Annotated in this window: 13 protein-coding genes and 3 pseudogenes; 6 read left to right on the forward strand and 10 right to left on the reverse strand. The window is 59.3% G+C overall.

Translation table 11 applies throughout. The features are described from left to right. Positions 1 to 351: 351 nt before the first annotated feature. Entirely contained in the window at positions 352 to 1,245 is an 894-nt protein-coding gene (locus AC1DNW_RS25530; RefSeq protein ID WP_477854749.1) for a DMT family transporter, read from the reverse strand. A 79-nt stretch (positions 1,246 to 1,324) separates the two neighbouring features. On the opposite strand from AC1DNW_RS25530, the gene AC1DNW_RS25535 reads away from it, so the two are divergent. The 6 genes and pseudogenes from AC1DNW_RS25535 (at position 1,325) to AC1DNW_RS25560 (ending at position 6,481) form a co-directional block, all read left to right on the forward strand. Then, a complete protein-coding gene (locus AC1DNW_RS25535; protein ID WP_477854750.1) occupies positions 1,325 to 2,254 on the forward strand; it encodes a LysR family transcriptional regulator in 930 nt (309 codons plus the stop codon). 201 nt (positions 2,255 to 2,455) lie between these two features. Next, a complete protein-coding gene (locus tag AC1DNW_RS25540; protein ID WP_477854751.1) occupies positions 2,456 to 3,427 on the forward strand; it encodes an alpha/beta fold hydrolase in 972 nt (323 codons plus the stop codon). A 64-nt stretch (positions 3,428 to 3,491) separates the two neighbouring features. Next, positions 3,492 to 4,238 carry an alpha/beta hydrolase gene (locus tag AC1DNW_RS25545; RefSeq protein WP_477854752.1) on the forward strand — a complete coding sequence of 249 codons (747 nt, stop codon included), beginning with the start codon at positions 3,492 to 3,494 and terminating at the stop codon, positions 4,236 to 4,238. Then, positions 4,235 to 5,107 carry an alpha/beta fold hydrolase gene (locus tag AC1DNW_RS25550; protein ID WP_477854753.1) on the forward strand — a complete coding sequence of 291 codons (873 nt, stop codon included), beginning with the start codon at positions 4,235 to 4,237 and terminating at the stop codon, positions 5,105 to 5,107. The genes AC1DNW_RS25545 and AC1DNW_RS25550 overlap by 4 nt, the downstream gene beginning before the upstream one ends. A 26-nt stretch (positions 5,108 to 5,133) precedes the next feature. Next, positions 5,134 to 5,811 (forward strand): isochorismatase family protein, encoded by a 678-nt coding sequence (locus AC1DNW_RS25555; protein WP_477854754.1) that lies wholly within the window; start codon positions 5,134 to 5,136, stop codon positions 5,809 to 5,811. Positions 5,812 to 5,864: 53 nt separating this feature from the next. Continuing rightward, positions 5,865 to 6,481 (forward strand): annotated as a pseudogene (locus AC1DNW_RS25560) (pyridoxamine 5'-phosphate oxidase family protein). A gap of 36 nt (positions 6,482 to 6,517) precedes the next feature. On the opposite strand, the gene AC1DNW_RS25565 reads toward AC1DNW_RS25560, so the two are convergent. From AC1DNW_RS25565 to AC1DNW_RS25605, 9 genes and pseudogenes are all read right to left on the reverse strand, one after another. After that, positions 6,518 to 9,229 carry an ATP-binding protein gene (locus AC1DNW_RS25565; RefSeq protein WP_477854755.1) on the reverse strand — a complete coding sequence of 904 codons (2,712 nt, stop codon included), beginning with the start codon at positions 9,227 to 9,229 and terminating at the stop codon, positions 6,518 to 6,520. Positions 9,230 to 9,383: 154 nt separating this feature from the next. Further along, positions 9,384 to 9,764, reverse strand: a pseudogene (locus AC1DNW_RS25570) (ABC transporter ATP-binding protein); the annotation flags it as partial. A 5-nt stretch (positions 9,765 to 9,769) separates the two neighbouring features. Continuing rightward, a complete protein-coding gene (locus AC1DNW_RS25575) occupies positions 9,770 to 11,071 on the reverse strand; it encodes a hypothetical protein (RefSeq protein WP_477854756.1) in 1,302 nt (433 codons plus the stop codon). Beyond that, positions 11,064 to 11,822, reverse strand: a complete 759-nt coding sequence (locus tag AC1DNW_RS25580) for an ABC transporter ATP-binding protein (protein ID WP_477854757.1) — start codon at positions 11,820 to 11,822, stop codon at positions 11,064 to 11,066. Before AC1DNW_RS25580 ends, AC1DNW_RS25575 begins: the two co-directional genes overlap by 8 nt. After that, complete coding sequence (locus AC1DNW_RS25585) at positions 11,815 to 12,918, reverse strand: FecCD family ABC transporter permease (protein WP_477854758.1); 1,104 nt, start codon at positions 12,916 to 12,918, stop codon at positions 11,815 to 11,817. Before AC1DNW_RS25585 ends, AC1DNW_RS25580 begins: the two co-directional genes overlap by 8 nt. Continuing rightward, complete coding sequence (locus AC1DNW_RS25590; protein WP_477854759.1) at positions 12,899 to 13,966, reverse strand: ABC transporter substrate-binding protein; 1,068 nt, start codon at positions 13,964 to 13,966, stop codon at positions 12,899 to 12,901. The genes AC1DNW_RS25585 and AC1DNW_RS25590 overlap by 20 nt, the downstream gene beginning before the upstream one ends. 553 nt (positions 13,967 to 14,519) lie before the next feature. Then, complete coding sequence (locus AC1DNW_RS25595) at positions 14,520 to 17,990, reverse strand: ATP-binding protein (RefSeq protein WP_477854760.1); 3,471 nt, start codon at positions 17,988 to 17,990, stop codon at positions 14,520 to 14,522. A gap of 3 nt (positions 17,991 to 17,993) precedes the next feature. After that, positions 17,994 to 19,223 carry a metallophosphoesterase family protein gene (locus AC1DNW_RS25600; protein WP_477854761.1) on the reverse strand — a complete coding sequence of 410 codons (1,230 nt, stop codon included), beginning with the start codon at positions 19,221 to 19,223 and terminating at the stop codon, positions 17,994 to 17,996. Positions 19,224 to 19,418: 195 nt separating this feature from the next. After that, a pseudogene (locus AC1DNW_RS25605) lies at positions 19,419 to 19,610 on the reverse strand (LysR family transcriptional regulator); the annotation flags it as partial. Positions 19,611 to 19,817 lie beyond the last annotated feature (207 nt).

Consider the following 19,817-nt stretch of genomic DNA (forward strand, 5'->3'; position numbering starts at 1 on the left):
CCTCATGAGATGAGGCGGCGCGCACCCGCAGGGGACTGGCATCGTTCATTGGTTCGCTGCGAACGGCGGCCAGCGCAGCGCAGGACCCTGCGCCTGATGGATGGATGTTGCGCGCTGCCTTATCGCCAAAGTGAAATTTGTTCCCTCTCCGGCAGCACTGGGGTCCGAAAGACGCGCGCCGATCGTGTTCCACCATGGCTGTGCGGTGGTACCAGGTGCAAGCGCGCAGGAGGCATATCTCGTCGAGAAGGGCACAATGATTGGAGGGGTCGTGATGCAAAGGGCCGCACAGGCGCGCATTGTGTAAACCCAAGCTCAACCTGGATTTTCAACGACTTTCGGGAACAAGCGTCATCTCTGACGCATGAAGTTAACAATTACCACCCCAAATATTGCCGTTAACGCTCCGATCGTCCCAAGAAGGGAGGGAATCTCTCCGAGCCAGATGAAGCCGATAAACGTTGCGGTAGGCGGTACTCCATATAAGAAGTTCGAGGCGCGCGCAGCCGTCAGCCGCTTCAAGGCGATTGCCCACGTCACATAACCGATCGCCGTCGGAAAAATTACCAGGTAAGCCACGCCAAGGTTGACGGCGGCCGGGGCAGCRATAACCGCTTCAATCGTTGCCGGAACAGCTGGTAATAGCGGTAAGCAACCAATTAGCAAAACCCAGGCTGTAACTGCCAGTGCCGGCATCCGGTTGAGTATGGGCTTTTGCAAGACACTGGCGACTGCCGCGCACAAAGCCGCCGCGAGGATCAATCCGGCGTTAGGATCGAAATCGAAAGCCCCGTCGGCACTGGCCGCAATGAGCGCCACGCCACAAAATGACACGGCCGTACCGACCCATCCCCATAAGCCGAAACGCTCTCCTAGAGTAAATGTCGCTATGAGGGCCGTGAATACAGGCATCGTGTTGACAATGAAGCTGGCAGGTCCCGCCGCAACGCTTTGTTCTCCGGTATTTAGCAGGACGGCGTACGCCGCGATAAAAAGAAAGGCAGCGACCGAGAGGCGCAATAGGTCAAGCCCTTTTGGCCTTGTCCAACGGAACATGAGATAGCCGAGAGCGATCACTCCGGCGGCGACGTAACGTGCAGTCGCGAGCTGGACGGGCGTCAGGGGGCCAAGACAGATTCGGATGACAACAAAAGATGATGCCCAAAAGAGGATCGTTATGACGATCGCGGCAAGAGCCGGCGCGTCAAAGGTGTTTTTCGTTGGATTGTCTGCGAGGACGGTCATTGGCGCTCCTGAACTTTTGCCTAAATTAGGCACCGAGTCTCGGCTTGAAAAGCATCGCAATCGATGCTCTCATGTGCCTATGGTTCACAGCTCACAAACGCTTCCGCCGCTCGATACGCTCGAGACTTTCTCTCGTGCCGCCCGGCTGGGCTCTTTTTCCGCCGCCGCGCAGGAAGCCGGTATCACCCATGGTGCCGTCTCGCGGCAGATATCGCGATTGGAGCGCTGGTTGGGCGTGCAGCTGTTCGCCCGACAGGCTCGAGGGGTCAGCCTGACCCCGGAAGGTATGCGCTTCTTTGCCCGAGCCCAGGAGGCATTGACACTTCTGACCGGCAGCGATGAGCGGTGGGTTCCCCGCCGCCACAAGACAACCGTCCGACTTTCGCTGACACCGTCGGTCGCGTCGCTTTGGCTGTTTTCCCGCTTGCCAAATCTTGAACGTGACGACCTTCATCTTGATTTGCTGCTGGAGCATCGTCTGGCGGATTTCAGTGAAGGGACGGACCTTGCCATTCGTTGTGGCAAGGGGCCTTGGGCCGGCGTACGGGCTGTTCCCCTCTGGGCCGAAAGCTCTTTTCCCATCATGTCGCCTGCACTTCTCTCAAAGCTTGGGGAACACCGGGATGCGCGGTCGCTGCTGGCAATGCCTCTTCTTCATGATTCGACGATTGAAGGATGGCGCCGGTGGCTCGCGGCAGAAGGTGTTGAGTATCTTCCTCGCGGCCAGGATCGCCGGTTCGAAGACTACAATCTTGTCATCGACGCTTGCGTTCAAGGTGTGGGTATAGCATTAGCTCGACCCCCGCTCTCGGACGAGGCTCTCGCCGGTGGTAGCCTTGTATCCGTCTCCGAGCGGACCCTCAAGTATCACGTTTCCTTTCATTTGATTCGTCCAGAAGGTGGACTGAGCGGGCCAGCGATAGAACTTGCCCGACGACTGCTCAGCGAAGCGGGGCAGACAGAGGCGACGATTGCGGCTTTTACAGCGCCAGGCACATCGCGACAGTGATAATTAATGCCCCTCTATCAACGGCAATAGATTGCCTTTTGTTTGGATGGAGCGATTCACGCTGCTGGTTGTGCGATCAACCACCACTGACTGTTCAACTTTTTACCCTTATTTATCCCAGGCCCGAAGACCGCTGGTGCTAGTCCTTTTTCCAGAGGCGCTGATGCTCGATCAGCACCCACTTTTGAAAAGGAACGCATCATGAAAAAACATCTTATTACCACTGTCGCACTTCTTATGGCGATTACGCCCGTTGCGGCCGAAGCCCGCTGCCTGCCGAATAGTGCGGTCATTGCCGCGAAGGCTGTTCCCGTAATTCAATACAAAAACACGACGATCGACGGTGTCAAGGTTTTCTACCGCGAAGCCGGCCCAAAGGACGCGCCGGTCCTGCTGCTCCTGCACGGATTTCCGACCTCGTCACATATGTTCCGCAACCTCATTCCGCTGCTCGCGGATCGCTACCGCGTGATTGCACCTGACTATCCCGGCTACGGCCAGAGTGACGCACCCGATCACAGCAAGTTCGACTACACATTTGCGAATCTCACCAATATCGTCGACAAGCTGACCGAAAAGGTTGGAGCCGATCGCTACAGTATGTACGTCATGGATTACGGCGCGCCGATCGGATACCGCCTGGCGCTGAAACATCCAGAACGGGTCGAAACCCTGATTGTGCAGAACGGCAATGCCTATACCGAAGGCCTCGCCGCATTCTGGGATCCGATCAAGGCCTATTGGGCCGAGAAGACGCCAGAGCGCAGGGAAGCACTCGCCGGCCTGGTGACGCTCGAAACGACGAAGTTCCAGTACACCGACGGCATGGGTGATGTCGCACATATCAGCCCCGACAACTGGGTTGTCGATCAGGCCCTGCTTGATCGCCCTGGTAACAAAGACATTCAACTTGATCTGCTGGGTGACTACGGTAGCAACGTTCCGCTTTACCCGCAGTTCCAGGCCTTCTTCCGCGATCACCAGCCGCCGACGCTGATCGTCTGGGGCAAKAACGACAAGATCTTCCCCGAACCCGGCGCACATCCCTATCTTCGCGATCTTCCGAACGCCGAGATGCACATTCTGGACAGTGGTCATTTCGCCCTTGAGGACAAACTCGACGTGATGGCGCCGCTCATCCGCGATTTCCTCGACCGCAAGGTTTGCGACTAATCGATAACTAATCCATTTCGCGGGGCCAGCGGCCCCGCCGCCAGCCCCCTCAAAGGAAAAGATCATGACCAATCCCGTTTTGGGTACCCAGGCAACTGGGGCGCCATCCCTTTCGATCGTCCTCGTGCACGGTGCTTTTGTCGACGGCTCAGGCTGGCGACAGGTTTATGGCGAACTTGTCGACCGCGGATTTGAAGTGCTTGTCGCCCAACACCCGACGATCTCGCTTGAAGGCGACGTTGCCACCACCGAGCGTCTGATCGCTGCGGCCCGACACCCGGTTCTTCTGGTGGGCCACAGCTACGGTGGAGCCGTCATCACTGAAGCCGGCGCCAACCCCAAGGTCCGGTCGCTGGCCTATATCGCGGCATTCGTACCGGATGTCGGAGAGTCGGTCGCGGCGCTGAACGAAGCTCCTGAAGAGCCTGGCGAGGCAAAGGCGCCGCTGCTCCCCCCGCAGGACGGCTACCTTGTTGTCGACCCGGCCCGCTTTCCGGAAGCCTTCGCAGCCGATGTCGCCCATGCCACCACGCGGTTCATGGCGGCGGCGCAGCTGCCCTGGGGCCTTGCGGCGGTCATTGCGCCCCTCACCCATGCAGCATGGAAGACCAAACCCAGCTTCTATCTCGTTGCGTCCGCCGACAGGATGGTGCCTCCAAGTGCGCAACGCCGGATGGCTGCCCGTGCCGGGGCAGCGATCACCGAAATAGACTGCAGTCACGCCGTGATGATGTCGCACCCGCAGGAAGTCGCCGCATTCATTGCGGTCGCCGCCTCGGCCTCAACGCCGACCCAGGGAACCAGACAATGAACCGGCCCGTCACCTATCACCGAACCACGAGCGTTGCCGGAGTGGAAGTCTTCTACCGCGAGGCCGGAGAGAAGGGCGCACCTGTCGTGGTGTTGCTGCACGGTTTTCCGAGCTCTTCGCACATGTACCGCAACCTCATTCCAGCGCTCGCCGACCGCTATCATGTGATCGCGCCCGACCTTCCGGGGTTCGGTCTGTCGGGAATGCCTTCTTCGAGCGACTTCGAATATGGCTTTGCCGCCTTCTCGAATGTCATCGCTAGCCTTCTCAAGCAACTGGGTGTTGAACGCTACGCTCTCTATGTCATGGATTATGGCGCGCCAACCGGGTTTCGCGTGGCGCTCGCGCATCCGGACCGGGTGACCGCCCTGATCGTCCAGAACGGCAATGCCTACGAGGATGGCATGGGAGATTTCTGGGCGCCGACGCGCGCCTATTGGGCCGACAACGGCCCGGTAAACCGCGACGCGATGCGGCCTTTCCTGTCGCTCGACGGCACACGTTTCCAATATCTCGCCGGCACGAAGGACGAGGCGCGGATCGATCCCGCGGCGTGGCTGTACGATCAGCTCTTGCTCGACCGCCCGGGCAGCGCGGAAATCCAGCTGGATATTATCTACGACTATCGGACCAACGTCGCGCTCTACCCCGCGTTTCACGCTTATCTGCGCGAACACCAGCCGCCTACGCTGGTCCTATGGGGCGAGCATGATCCCATCTTTCGGCCCGAGGGAGCGCGAGCCTATCTCCACGACCTGCCCAACGCCGAACTTCATTTTTTCGATACCGGACATTTCGCCCTCGAAGACAAGGCKGACGAGATGATCCCAGTAATGCGCGACTTCCTCGCCCGAAACCTGACCCACTAACTGAAACCTAAAAAGGGACAATGACCATGTACAATAGCAAATCCAAGCCGAGCGTGCTTCCRACCGGTGGCGGCGCGGCCCTCATCGATCCCTCCGACGCCCTGATCCTGCTTCTCGATCACCAGTCGGGGCTGTTCCAGACCGTTAAGGACATTTCGGTGTCTGATCTGCGCCGGAATGTGGAGATGATCGCCAGGCTTGCCACTCTTTTGGATATCCCGGTGATTACGACCGCCTCGGAACCTGCCGGCACCAATGGTCCGCTGATGCCCGAGATCCATGAACTGGCTCCGCACGCCGTCTATGTGCMGCGTAAGGGGGAAGTGAACGCATGGGACAATGATGATTTTGTCGCAAAGGTTCGCTCGGCCGGCCGCAATACTCTCATCATGGCAGGCGTCTGGACCAGCGTCTGCGTGATGTTTCCAGCGCTCGACGCCCGCGCCGCCGGTTACGACGTCTATGCGGTCCTCGATGCGTCGGGGGATCCGAGCGAAATGGCCTCTCGGATTTCGCTTGCCCGGTTCGTGCAGGGCGGCGTCAAGCCGACATCGACCAACGCATTGCTGTCCGAGCTTCACCGCACTTGGGCGCGGCCTGAGGCTGCCGAACTCGGCAAGCTCTACGGACTGGTCGCGCCCAACTATGCTGCGGTGGCCGAGAGCTATGCGCGAGCGCAGCAGGCCGCTAGAGAGGCAATCTAGCACTGTATGCATCCCCCGCCCTGCGAACTGACCACACCTTAGGGAGATACGATATGACTTATGGTATCGTGGATATCGCGATCACGCCTGCAGTTTGCAGGGCGCAAGCAGAAATGGGAGCGGATCGTCTCTGGGTCCGACTTCAAGGGGCACCGCAAATTCGACCGGTTCTCGATGAGAGAAATCGCGTTCATCRCACAGCGCGACAGCTTCTATACGGCGTCGGTTTCAGAAACGGGCTGGCCCTATGTCCAGCATCGCGGCGGGCCTCAGGGCTTTCTCAAGGTCCTCGATGATAGAACGCTCGCCTTCATCGATCACCGTGGTAATCGCCTATATTATCAGCACCGGAAATCTGGCAGAACGACCGTACATGCCTGTTTCTGATGGACYATCCAGCCCGTACCCGGCTGAAGATGAGAAGCTGGAACTCAACGCGGACGCGGTGCTCACGGAGAGCATCACAGGCCGTGAATATGGAGCCAAGGCTGAACGCCTTTTCGAGCTGAAGCTTGAGGCGCTCGACTGGAATTGTCCGCAACATATCGTGCCGCGGTTGACCGAAGCCGAATTTCTGGCGACCTCACCGCACCTTCTGGACAAGATTACCCAGCTGGAGCGAGAAAATGCATCGCTCATGGAGCGCATCGGCTCGCGACGAAAAGATTGAGGGGGCAATCATCGAACCTCAAATTGAAGCGCCAGGTCAGCGCAAGTCTGTTGTAGCCATGGCAAGCTGGGTCCGCTTGGTCGCTGCGCCCGCACCCATGGCAAGCGCGCTGTTCAACGACTTCTGGAAATAGCGCATTGCTTGGTGTGGACGGGCTCTTCCAGCCTCAATCATGCCCGCGACGCGCCAAAGATCCGGATGCCACCAACGTTCCTCACGAATCCCGATTTCGCCAAGCACGGCGCGCAGGCTATTCTCGGCAAGTTGCATCTCGCCTACAGCAATATAGGCCTCCGCCAATAGGCTGCGGTAGAAAGGGACGCGAGCACGCCAGCTTCCCCGGAGCAATCTGGCAATGCTGTCTTGCATCAAGGTAAAACCAGCTTCGTCWCCTCGAGCCGACTGGATAGCACCGTCGAAAAATGTGGCTGCCCCCTCGTAAATGCCGACGCTTTCACGCCTGCTGACGTCGGCCAACTGCCGCTGAAGCTGCGAAGCGGTTTCCAGATCACCCTCAACGAAAGCGATGGGTAGAGCAGCCAGCGAGATGGCATTGCCCAAAGATATCATGTGATCGATATCGGCGGCACGATCAATGGCGCGACTGGCCAGACTGGAAGCGCGATCAGGGTCACCCTGTAACCAGAACAAAAATGCCTGAGACAGACGAATGCCAACGGGTAAGTCGACCTGGAACCGGGACAGTCCATGCCCCTCTTCAAGGTGACCCCATTCACCCATCAGCGCCTCAAGATGCGCTGATGCTGAGTTTAGCTCACCAGCGTAAATCTCGATATGCGCCAACAGCCGCTTGCCGTCGGGCGCTGATGCCCAGTCCAAACCCTTTGCTGCCGCAAAATCGTTCATGCTGCGTAACGCCGTGCGCGGCCGGCCGGAATAAGCAAGGAAAACGGCTTGTCCGCATGCCGAGCGCACTTGAAACTCGGCATCGCGAGACCCGTTCGCATGATAGATACTTTCGCGCCAGGCATCTTCAGTTTGCGGGTGCATGTTTCGTGCCAGCGTCATGGCCCAGGCCCGCGCGGTGGAGAGCTTTGCTCGTCCCATAGGCGCAAGCCCTACCAATGCAGCGCTGTTTGAGCTTGCAAGGTCGATCGCCTCCAGCATTTCCCTGAACGCTGAAAGCTCTTGCCACAGCGGCAATGCAGCGACCACCAGTTCGACACCCAAAKCAGCGTCGCCTGCAGGATCGAACGCCCAGGCGATCGCGGCGCGGACATCGTCGATCTGCCTCCGATATTTCCCGAGCCATTCGCGAGACGTCTGTGATGACCATTCCCGTTCGGCGATCTGCAGCTTATCCCTTATCCGGATGGCAAAATGTTGCCGTGCTTTCTCCCTGTAGCGTGAACCAAAAAGACGCCGTGCAGCATAGGTGCCGGTGCTCTCGGCCAGCCTGTAGTTCACAGTCCCACCGTCGTATTCTGCGGCGACGAGCGATTTTGCCACAAGCTGCGATAGGGCGTCGCGTCCGATCATTGGCTCGAGAGCGCCAGCGGAATACATAGCCTCCACGTCGTCAGTGTTGAAACGTCCCGAAAACACCGAAAGCAGACCGAGCAATACAGCCTCGCGATCGGGAAGAAGCCGATAGCTCCAGTCGAGCGTGGCCTCCAGCGTCTGGTGGCGCAAGGGCGTATCCCTTGCGCCCCGACTCATCGAATCAAAGCCATCCTTGAAGAGGTCATCGAGCGCCGAGGGTGGAAGAACACTGGCCGTGCCGGCGGCCAATTCGATAGCGAGTGCCAGGCCTTCCAACCGGGTGCAGATCGAGACGACATTCCGAACATATTCGTCCGTCGGTTTCCCAACGCCAGAGCCGCGCGCCTTGGTGATGAAGAGCTGGACGGCCGGAAACTGCACCGCATCGCTCGTGGAGAGCGCCGTTGTCGGGTCTGGATAAGCGAGCCCGGAGAGAAAATGGATCTGCTCTTGCCGCGTCCTCAGCGGCTCGCGGCTGGTCGCGAGGATACGGGCAGCAGGAACCTCTGATGATATCCGCTCGACCACCGTCGCGGCCATCGCGATGACGTGCTCACAATTGTCGATGATCAGAAGCAGCTTGTTGCTACGAAGGACATCGATCACGCCTGTGATCGGATCGTCAAATCCGAGGGAGACGCCGAGAGCGGACGCGATCGCTGGCACCACAAATCGCGGATCGCTGAGCGTCGAGAGATCAGCAAAGGCGATGGCCTCGCCTGCCCCGCAGGATTGCTGAGCAACCGTGACCGCAAGAGACGTTTTTCCGGCCCCCCCTGGCCCGACGATGGTGACATAACCCGGTTGGTCGAGCTGGCCGCGGATTTGCCGGATCGCGTCATCGCGGCCGAGGAGCTGCCTCACCTGGGGTGGAGCGGTATGATGACTTGTGATTGAAGCAATCTGTCGTGCTGGCGCCGGGCGATCGCTTTCCAACTCGACGACGAATTTGTAGCCCCGGCCTGCGATGGTTGCGATATACTCCGTGGCAGGATCGAGTTCGGCCAGCGAGCGTCTAAGGTTGCCGACATTGACCTTCAAGTTATGGTCGTGGACGATATAGTCTGGCCATACGTGCGCGAACAGATCTGCTTTGCTGACTACCTCGCCAGCCCGCGCTACGAGGAGGGTGAGAATATCGAAACCTCGCCCGCCGAGCCCGACGGCCTGCCCCTTATACAGGAGGGCTTGGGCCTCTGGCATCAGCCGGAAATCGCCAAACTGGTAGGCGGTTTGTTTCGACAAGGTACGCGACCGACCGTCGTTCGACACTTAGCCCTCACACATCCCAAAATCCAGACATCACACCGCACTTGCCCATTTGCAAGACATATCTAGGGCGAGCTAATGGCCAGTTTGTTCAGCTCTCACACAGGGATCCTGCACAGATATGAACCGTTAGTTCGATACTGGCAGTGCCCCAAACCATGTTCCGTCGCGACGGGTCAGTAATCGGCACCGCAGCCATCAAGCGTTTGGTATATGGGTGCTGTGGGTTGGAAAATACCGAACTCGCTGGTCCCATCTCCACGATCTCACCGAGATACATGACTGCTACTTTGTGGCTCATGCGTTCGACAACCGCCATGTCGTGCGAAATGAACAGGTAGAAGAGACCAAGCGACTCCTGGAGGTCAAGGAGGAGGTTGATCACCTGAGCCTTGATGGAAACGTCCAGTCCGGAGACTGACTCGTCCGCAGCGATGACTTTCGGTTCCAACGCGAGGGCACGGGCGACACAGATACGCTGCCTCTGGCCGCCGGAGAATTGCTGCGGGTATCCCGTTAGAACAACAACTCGCCTATTGAGAGCTTGCGGAGCGCGACGGCGATATTGGCAAGCAGCGCTTCCTTTTTCGGGCCACGGTCTGGATAGCGGGTCATGTTGTCGCCATTGTGCATGAAGACATATCCGCCCCGTCTGGTCTGGGTCGGATATTGCCATATCCAGTCCGCCGGTTTCGGATCATGTTCAGACCCGACATCGGTGAGCCAGATCGCTCCGGGCGGCGGATCGGTCCAGCCGCGCGCATACTGGCCGAAAATTCCCTTCCACCCATCGAAGCCGTCGCCGAGATCGGAGAAGATGGCGAAGCGGTCGTCGCGGATGCGGACCTTGATGTTGGTGAAGGGACGCGGCGGCACGGCGTGGAACGGCGCCATGAAGGGCAGCCAGGGTTGGCAGGGTTCGGCCGCGATGATCAGGTTTCCGCCGCGTTCGAGAAAGGCGAGGAGATCGTTCGCCCGACTCTTCAGGAAGAACTCGTCATGGCTGCTTGGAATGTAGAGCGTATCTGTCTCGGCGAGCATTTCGGGGCCGAGGTCGTAGAGCGGAGCGAAGAGCGGTTCGAAGCCTGCTTGCTTCAGGCTCTCCTCAATCCATTCGGGATGCCATTCCGAGGGGAAATGCGAGCATTGCAGATAGGTGAAGCGATTTCTCGCCGGCCGCACGATGCCGAGTTCGCGGTTCAGCCAGGGATAGAAGGAGCGCAGGAAGAGGGTGGTGGCCGGCATGAAGCGCTGGCCGTTGTGCGAGTGCGGGTCGAGCGTTRCCAGCAGCAGCCGGCCGCCGCCGGCGGGCAAAGCGGGAAAATCGAGAAACAGGCTGCCGCTGCCGTCGTCGATTTCGAGGATCGAGCGCGCGCCTTCGGGCACGTTGTAGGAGCCGCCCCAGTGCCAGCTCATATGCGAGAGCGGCATGCTTTCGGTGATCGGGTGGTGCGGCTCGGTGAGCCGGACCTCCAGCTTTTCGCCCTTCGTCCACCACAGCCAGTCGCGGCAATTTCCGGGCGTCCATTCGAGCCCCGGAATGTCGATCCAGTCGGCATGGCCCTGCAGGCAGACGACGAGGAAGCCGCCGCCCGCGAGATAGGCGTTCAGCTGCTGCGCATGCGGGAGCGGTGCCGCCGCATCCATCGCATCCGGCATGACCACGGCGGCGTAGGAGCTGAGATCGACCTTGGGCAAGTCGTTGATGTAGATGAGGTCGTCGACATAGTGGCGGAAATCCTGGAAGCTGCGCAGCTGCCAGCTATTGCCCCAATGGATATAGGCGATGCCTTTGCCTGACCGGGTGGATTCAGTCATCGAGACGGGCTCCTTCATGGCGGAAGACGGGCGCATAGGTGTGCTTGGCAAGCCCGTCGAAATCGGCGCGCGCGATCGGCAGGTCGTAGAGGTCGGTCAGGTTTTCGGCGCTGAGCGCTTCCTCCGTCGGCCCGCAGGCATATTGGCTGGCGCTGGTCATCAGCAGCACGTCGCTTGCAATCTCCACCGCGTGCTGCGGCATGTGCGTGGAAAAGACGATCGTCATGCCGTGCTCCTCGCGGAGATACGCGAGCAGGCCGAGAACCTTGTCCTGGTTCTTGTAGTCGAGGGCGGCGCAGGGTTCGTCGAGCACCAGCAGCTCGCATTCCGATGCCAGCGCCTGGGCGATCATCACAAGCTGGCGCTGGCCGCCGCTCAGCGAATTGAAGGCCTGCGGTTCGAGATGTTCGATATCGAGCATATGGAAATAGTGCCGCGCGATCTCATAATCTTTCCTGCGCGGCGCACCGAACAGACCGAGATGGCGCGCTCTTCCCATCAGGGCGATATCCAGCGCGGAATAGGCGAAGGGCACTTCGAACAGCTGCGGCACGAAGCCGACCTGGCCGGCGACCGCAAGCCGACCGGACTTCGGCTTGATGACACCGATCAGCGTATTGATCAGCGTCGTCTTGCCGACGCCGTTGGCGCCGAGCACGGCGAGAATCCGCCCGCGCTCCAGGCGGAGGCTGTAATTGCTGAGGATGGTTTTGCCGCCCCGCTCGACGGTGAGATCGCTTGCCTCAATCACCGGCCCAGCCTCCCCTCGCATGCAGACGGCGCAGGATGACCGCAAAAACGGGAACGCCGATCAGCGCGGTGATGATGCCGAGCGGGATCTCCGCGGTGCTCACGGTTCGCGCGAGATTGTCGACCATCAGCAGATAGATCGCGCCGATGACGCCGGAGACCGGCAGCAGCCGCTGATGGTCGGCGCCGACGAGCGCGCGGGCGACATGCGGAATGACGAGGCCGACCCAGCCGATAATGCCCGATGTCGCAACCACGCCCGCCGAAACCAGCGCCGACGCCAGCAGAATGATCCATTGCACCAGCACGACCTTCGTGCCGAGCGCCCTCGCTTTCTCCTCGCCGAGCGACATGATGTTGATCTGGAAGCGCAGGAGATAGATCGCAATACTTGATGGCACTACCGCGACGGCGACCAACAGCACATCGGCATAGCTGCTGGAGGCGATGCTGCCCATCAGCCAGTAGGTGATGGCGGGTAGTTTCTGGAAGGGATCGGCCAGCAGCTTGGCAATGGATATCGCCGCCGAAAAGAAGGCCGATATGACCACGCCCGCCAGGACCAGCGTCAACATGCTGGTGCGCCCCCGCACCGTCGACAGCAGCTTGACGAGCAGGATGCTGCCGATGCCGAAGAGGAAGGCCAAGGTCAGCAGAAAATAGCCCTGCAAGCCGACGAGGATCGCCAGCGTTCCGCCGAAACCGGCCCCTGACGTCACGCCGATAATACCGGGATCGACCAGCGGATTGCGAAACAGCCCCTGCAGCGCCGCGCCCGAAATGGACAGGCCGAAGCCGACAATAACAGCCGCCATGATGCGCGGCAGGCGGACCTGCTCGACCACGACTTCCTGCACCGGATCCCAATAGGGCGTGACCAATGGGTGGACGTTGTCGATCAGGATATAGGCGACATCCCGGACCGACAGGTTGTAGCGGCCAATCGTTACCGAATAGAGGATGGCTGCGACCAGCAGGCCGATCAGAACGGGAAGGACGGAAACCGAAGCCAGTTTCCGCCCCGTCCGGCCCGGCGCGGCGGCGTTCGCATGCCGCGCAGTACCGCCTGCGCGAGGGCTAGCCGAAGAGTTCGACATACTTGTCCGCCGGCGCGTTGCTTTCGGATTCGAGAATCGCCTTCAGTTGATCGTCCGTCAGCGCGGCACCGTAGATCAGCTTGTAGACATTGCGGATCTGCTTTCGGAAATCCGGGGCAAAGTCGGCGCCATGCGCGACTGCCGCCAGCCATTCCGACGTCAGGAAGATCTCCGGCGCATCGGGCGTGCGGGCAAAGACCGGCTGCTTGTAGACGCGTTTCTCCTTGACCGCCTTGAGATTGGCAAGAACCGGGTTGTCGAAGAAATCCTTAGGATTGAGGTCGCTTGCATAGGCCGGAATGACGATGATGTCGGGGTTCCAGACCAGCAATTGTTCGAAATCGACAGTGCGCCACCATTCGCCTGATTTATCTGCTGCCGGATTGGTCACGCCGCTGAGCGAGAGGTCCTGCGAACCATTGGCGATGACCTGGATTTGGTCGGCCACCTTGTCGATGTGCAGGATGGAGGGAAAGGCCGACGTGTCGAGCTTGCCGACCTTGTCACCGAGTGCCTTCAACGTGTCGGCCTGCGCCTTCAGGATCGCCTGGGCCCGGTCGTTGCGGCCGGTCATGGCGCCGGTCAGCGAGATATAGTCGAGGCGATCCTGTTCGGTGCAGCACCGCCAACCGACGACGGTCAGGCCGACACGTTCCAGCRGCTCGATGAGCTTTTCATCATGGTTCCACTGAATTACGGCGTCAGGCTTCTCAGCGAGGATCGCCTCGACATTCGGCACAAAACCGTCCTGGGCGGCACTGGCATTGATCTTCGCCATTTCGGGCAGTATCTCGGCATAGATGCCCTTGGTGAAATAACGCACCAGCGAATCCCTGTTCATGCCGGCGATATTGTCCGCCTTCTCGTCCACTGCGCGATAGATGATCGGCGCGGAGCGGACGATCGTGACCACCCGTTCCGGGGGCTTCTCGAAAGTGATGGTCTTTCCGCGGTGATCGACAAACGAACTTTCGGCATGCAACGTTGCCGGCAGGAAAAGCGCGAGGGGCATTGCCAAGGCGGAAAAAGCCTTGAGACGGCTGGACATGGATCACTCCTTTGACTGGCACTCCGGCCCCTTGGCGCTCGGAGCGCAGCAGGTGGCAGGGTCAATAACATGAGTTTTCTAGTCATGTTATTGATGGCTGTCCAGTCCAAGTTGGAGCCGACGGGAGTGACTTTGTGCTGATTTCGTCGAGAAACTGATTATGAGTGCGCTTGCCGAATTTAACGATCGCCAGTCGCAACGCGCTTCCGCGTTCACGAAGACTGAGACGGCATGCGGCGAAACTCTGACGATATGCTTCGTCTTCACGTAAAGCCATCGAGTCGCTTCAATTATCGCAGGGTAAACCTACGTGATAACCGCCCGACCTGCCCTTCGTAAGCCAGAGACTAGCAGCCTTGATGTCGCCACGCATCAACCGAATGCGAGGCCAATATGTTGCTCTTGACCGGAATAGAACTGCTGGCGCCCATGCTTCACATGGTGGTGTGGCGCTCAAGACCTTTGGAGCACATCGTTTGGAGCGACTTCGTTCCCGCGCACCACTTGCTCTCCGCAGCGAAGGCAGGCGGCTTGCACCAGAAAACGATTCCGGTCACGCAACGGATTCGAGGCCAGCGACGCGATCAAATGGAATGATATCGACATCGTTTCCGAGCAGGTCTCGCGCAATCTCGACGATCTTGCCCTCATGGGTGAACAGGATTGGCTGAAACATGTGCCCGCTTGAAGCCAATGTCGTCAGTCCGGACGCCTTGCGCTCGTCATCGAACGTCTGGAACACGTCATCTGTCACAAATGGGATGGCCTCGTTTCGACTGCTGTAGTCTTCGAGGTAAGCCAGCCGCAGCGCGAGATAAAGCTGGTCGGCCGCCCCCTCACTGAGCGCCTTTGGTCCGATCCGTTCGCCGCTCGCTCGTTGTGCTTTAATCTGGACCTTGTCGTCATCCCCGAATTCCTGGACCAGGCGCGTAAACGAACCTTTCGTCAGAGCGGAGAAATGCTCGCCGGCGCGCAAAAGCAGAGGGTCGCTCTGGCTCTCGCGATGGCGTTCAAGCGATGAGGAAAGCAACTTCGACGCAACTTTCAAAATCGCCCATTGCCTCGCGAGGTCCTGTGCGTCCTGCTCGGCGGCAAGCTTTTCGAAGGCAGCCTCTTCGGCACTTGGACCTGACTCGAGATTGTCCCTGATCGCTCCGAGTTCGGCCAGGCGTCCCTTGAGCCGACCGAACTGCTCATATTGCTCGGAATCTGATGCCGTTAGCGACTCGATTTCCAAGCCTGCAGCAAACCGGTCGAAGTGAGCAAGCTGATTGCGTATCTCCGGCTCCGCCAAACCCCTCGACTGCAAGGAAAGCCTGCGCCGGCACTCATCAAGCCGGCCGATGACAGCGCTCCGCTGATGAAGAAGGTCAAGCAACGTTCTGCTATCAGCTTTAACTTCCAGCCGGGCTAGAATCTCCTCGACATCTCGTGCGACATCATCATGGGCCTGCGCTGTCCGCCCGCGATCCGCCAAGGCCCGATCGCGGGACTGCATCAGGAGATCCCTGCGCTCGCTAGCAGATTTCGCAGAGACCGCACGCTGGTGCAGAAGGTCGACGGCGGTCTCCGGAGCGCTCCTGGCGATCGCCGGGTCGACGATCTCGCAAACAGCCATGACGTTCCGTTCAAACGCCTCGATATCGCGCGCCATCCCATCGACGCGCCGCTGCCTGTTTTGCCTTTCCGCGTGCGATCTCGGAATATCTTTCCAAACCTGTATGGCCGCCTCGGCCATCTCCAACGTCGGTTCCTGATGCAGGCCAAATGTACGGCAGGCGTCCAAGAATTGGCCTCGCCACGTTTCGATGCGCAGGGCGGCCGCGTTGAGTTTCTGCTCCCCGTCATCGATGTCAGCTCTGAGGTTTTCTTGCTTGGCATGAGCCAGGCGGCTATCGTCCCACGCCTTCCTCAAATCATCGAGCTTTCCGGCTAGGACCCTGACGGCGGCCTCCAAAGGACCCTGGAATTTATCGGTGAGTCCCAATTCCGTCGCAATCGCCGTCAGCTCGGAGAGAACGGGCGCCTTGCGCCTCAAAAGAAGCTGACATTCGTCTTCGTATTCCTGAAGGCGCCGGCGTTTGTCCGCAATTGTGGTCAGGGCTCGCAGCCATTTCGCCATCTGGTCGATATCAAGGACTTGCACGCCTGTGTGCCCAAACAGCAGCCCAAAATTTCTATTCATGGCCTCCGCATGAGCTTGCGCTGCATCCACGTCGATTTGTCCCGAGGCGACAGAGCTCTCCAATCGGGAGAGCCTGAGAGCAAGCTGTGCATGCCGGGCCGTTCGCTCCGCCTGGGACAGTGCCCCGTCCGCGAGCTTGTCTGCTTCAACGATGGTGCCGGAAAGCACGTCGTCCCACGGTCCGCCTTGTCGGAACTCGACCAAGGCCCCGTCGCGCACCGCCCTTGCCTCCTCGATCATCCCCCGCGTGATGAGTTGTCCGTCGCTTTCGAGTTCCTGGAGCTGCCTTGTGACCTCATCGCGCTCAAGGCATCGCTCGACCAATCTCTCTTGCGAGCGAGCCACTTTGTCAGCTGCAGCGACAAGAGCCGGTCGGTGTTTTTCCAGCTCCACCTCATCCGGCAACGGACTGGACAAGAGAATCTCGAGATCAACTACCGGCGGAATCAGCCGGCCCTTTGCCTCCGCAATACCAAGGCGGATGCGAGCCGCTGCGACATCCGCCTGATCTTCTCCTTGCAGGATCCGGATATCTGGTTGAAGGGCAGCAAACCGTTCCTGAAGCGCTCGGACATCACGAAATTCGGCAGCGCCGTCGTCGCGCTCCAGTCGACGTAGATCGGCTGCCTGGTGCTCCAGACGTTGTCGAAGATCAGCTGCCGCTCGCCGCAATTCATTTCCCTCGCGAACGAGGGTGTTCAGCTGCGCGATCTGAGCGTCCGTAGGCTGGGTATCGACAAGTGCTTCGATCGATCCAATATGCCCGGCCCGGCGGCCGAGACCGGCGAGATCGAGATCAAAGTCAGCCACCTCCGCTTTCACCCGGGCAATGTCGCTCCTCGCTTGGGCATACGCCCCTTTCTGAGCAAAAAGGGCAAGAATCCTATCGCCTTGCGCAAGGAAGAGCGGTTCGGGACTGAGTGAATTGAGTTCGGTCTCGATGCGCTCGAACGCGTCTCTGGCCGTTGCCTCTTGCGCGGCAATGGTATCAAGAGTTGCGAGCAACTCCGCCAAGCGGCGTTCGACCTCATCGGAAACGGTGCTGATCTCATCGAATTGACTCAGAGCAATGAGTTCGATGTCAACCTCCGCCACGAGCGGCTCGACTGTGCGCAGATGCTGCAACCGATCGAGGCGTGTCTTGGTTTCTAAGCGTTCGCCGTCGAGTGCAAGGAGTTGACCCTCGACCAGCCGAAACTCATCGGTCAGACGTTTCCAATCGGGCGCTCTAAGTTCGTTGCCTTTTTCGGAGTGGCGTGCCGCCTCATGGCGGTCGAGCGCTTGATAGAAGCTTCGATCCTTTGATTTCCTCGAACCAAATATGGCATCGGCCTCTGACTCGATTTTCGTACGCAACTCGGTCAGCCCCGTAAATCCGGAGGCTGCGGAGAACAACATGCGACCGATTTCGCCGTCACCCGCAGTCATCTCGAGTCCGCCTTGCCGCAGCCGCGCCGAATCCATGCCAAACGCCTGCTCGAAGACCCTACGGCTGACCGAGCCGAGGAAGGGGGCCAGGATGTCGTCGTCGAGAGCCTTCTCGTCGTCCGAGGCCGACACCAATGTCGCCTTGCGGCCTTTACGACGCCGGAAGCTGAGGGACGCACCATCCCGCCTCGTGAGCGTTGCTCCTACCCTTAAGAGCGACGGCTCAAACAGGTGCAGACCTGCGACTTCATTGGCAAACCCAAACAGTAAATCGGACAGGGCGCGCAGAACCGTGGACTTGCCGGCCTCGTTCGGGCCGTAGATGATATGAAGCTTGGCGCCTGGTCGAAACGACAGAGAACGGTTGGACAAAGAACCGTATCGCAGCAGATCCAGTCTATCGAAGCGCATGTCTTAACCTGCAGACGTCATTCGAGCCAAAAGAAGCTCGCGCGCCTCCTTGAGCAAATCGACGTTCGATATCCCGAGCGGCAGATCTTGGGTTGCCAAGCCACCAGGCAATTTCATGGCGATCTCAGCAACAACGGCATTGATCTCTGCAAACACCGGCGCATCATCGCCGTCGGCGATCGCGGAAAATTCAACCGCGGCTGGAGCGCCGGCCTCGACGGAGGTTGGCAATGAAAGCTTCAGCTCGAGTTTTTCGATCCAGAGATCTTCATAGGCTCGCTGGCACGCCGCAAGAACCTCGTCCTGCCACTGAAGCCGTTTGCCGGCGATGTCGAGGTAAAAGGCACAGGTGCCCGTAAATCGAACGCGTGCTGCGACCGGTCGTTCGTCGAATTCATCGGACAGGCGCCGCGCTGTCTCTTCGACCTTGCGCAAGACATCGATCGGCAAATCCTCCTCGCCAATCTCAACCGCAATGGCGGAAAAACGAGCACTGTCGACGACCAGCCTTTCGATTGAAGCGATACCGTCATTCACCGCCACAAGCACGGCGCCTTTGGCTCCCTGTTCGCGGATGCTCCTGCCCTGAAGGTTTCCCGGATAGACGATCAGCGGGTCGTTAGAGACGATTTCGAATTCGTGGACGTGGCCGAGCGCCCAGTAGTCGTAGGCTCTGGACCGCAGGTCATCGACCGAACATGGCGCATAGGATTCATGGCCGTTTCTTCCGGTCATCGAGGTGTGCAGGACCCCGATGTTGAACCAGCCACCAACGGGAGATGGATAGGTGATTGCCAGATTATCGAAAGCCGCCCGGTCTGTGAAACCCTGGCCATGAAGGGCGACCTTCTTCTCCTCGATCCGGAATGTGCCGGGCTTGCTTGTCGAAAATTCATGCACATTGGCCGGGAGCGTGATCGTCTTCGTGATCACGCTTGCTGCATCGTGGTTGCCGCGGAGCAGAAAGACAGGAATACCTGCCCGCTGGAGCCTGCCCATTTCACGATTGAAGAACAGGCCGATCTTGTTGTCCTTCCAGTCCCCGTCGTAGATGTCTCCCGCGATGATCATGAAGTCGATCGAAAGTTCGATCGCGCGACTGACCAGAACCGAGAATGCCTCTCTGGTGGCCTTCGCGAAAATCGCAGCAAGCTGCTCATCCTTGACGGAGAGCCCGCGAAAAGGACTTCCCAAGTGGAGATCAGCCGCGTGAATGAACTTGAATGATGTCACGAAATCTCATCAGGTCGAGAATCCAGACGACAATCTATCCCGATGCCCTCTCAGTGGCAGCGAGTTGCAGATGTTATCCACTGCTTTCGGAGTCGGTGCGAACCAGAGGAAACCCCCACCGCCCCTAGACGCAGGTCCAGCGTCATGCTCACAGCTTTTGCCCAGGTGAAGCGGGCTTTCACGACGGCTCCAGTTGCGGATATCGGGATATTTGCGGGCAATGCGCGACAGGAACGCCTGCAGCACCCCGATCATCGCCGGATAAACGGTACCGATCGCAATCCTGCGTGTMGTCTTGCCGGCGACCGACCGGGCAATCTCGGCCGAGAGATTGACTTCGCTCAAAATCCTGACCGCGCGATCGTGAAAGGCCGCTCCTGCTCTATTGCGCGCAATTGCGCTCACATTTCTAATTTTMTTAATGCTGTTTMAATGAAACCAGATTTATCCTGCGACACTATTGGACCTGGCCATGATGAGCCTGCGAACGAGTAAGAACTCGGCGGCCAGCGGATTGTCTTTTTTGAAGCATCGACGCGAGCGGTTCCAGCACATTCAGCTGTCGTGCGCGCACCAGCGAGACGTCAGCCGCAA

The sequence above is a fragment of the Rhizobium sp. 05L429 genome, assembly GCF_056397645.1.